Source organism: Paraburkholderia monticola, from assembly GCF_001580545.1.
GTDB lineage: Bacteria > Pseudomonadota > Gammaproteobacteria > Burkholderiales > Burkholderiaceae > Paraburkholderia > Paraburkholderia monticola.
In genome coordinates, this window is sequence record NZ_LRBG01000034.1 from 1 (window position 1) to 609 (window position 609).

At 64.2% G+C, this 609-nt stretch carries 1 protein-coding gene and 1 pseudogene; both read left to right on the forward strand.

Features of this window, described 5'->3' with window-relative positions; translation table 11 throughout:
- The coding region (locus tag CI15_RS20770) for a thiamine pyrophosphate-dependent enzyme (RefSeq protein WP_241495884.1) at window positions 1-465 on the forward strand (465 nt) is incomplete at its 5' end.
- A pseudogene (locus CI15_RS37760) lies at window positions 462-609 on the forward strand (transketolase family protein); the annotation flags it as partial. The gene CI15_RS20770 and the pseudogene CI15_RS37760, both read left to right, overlap by 4 nt.

Consider the following 609-nt stretch of genomic DNA (forward strand, 5'->3'; position numbering starts at 1 on the left):
ACGATCGCGGTCGGCCGCTGCCTTGGCTTGAAGCGCAAAGCTTCGGACTCCTTCGTCTACACGCTGTTCTCCGACGGCGAACTCGACGAAGGCGCGGTCTGGGAGGGTCTGATGTCCGCCGCGCACTGGAAGCTCGACAACCTGATCGCGATCGTCGACGTCAACAACCAGCAGGCCGACGGTCCGTCCACGCAGATCATGGCGTTCGAGCCGCTCGTCGAGAAGCTCGAAGCGTTCGGCTGGTACACGCAGCGCGTGGACGGCAACGACATCGAGGCGGTGAAGCGCGCATTCGACAACGCGCGCCATCACGACAAGCCGCAACCGCGCATCATCGTCTGCGATACGAAGATGGGCTGTGGCGTGCCGTTCCTCGAAGCGCGCGAGAAAAACCACTTCATCCGCGTCGATGCCGACGAGTGGCAGCTCGCGCTCGAAGCACTCGAAGCCGGGAGACAAGCATGAACACCGTTGCAAAGAAACCGCGCCTGAAGACCTCGGCGATGATCGCGTCGATCGCGGGCGAAGGGCAGCTCACGCGCTCCGCGCCGTTCGGTCACGCGCTGGTCGAACTGGCGCGCGCGAAGTCGAGCGTGATCGGCATGACGG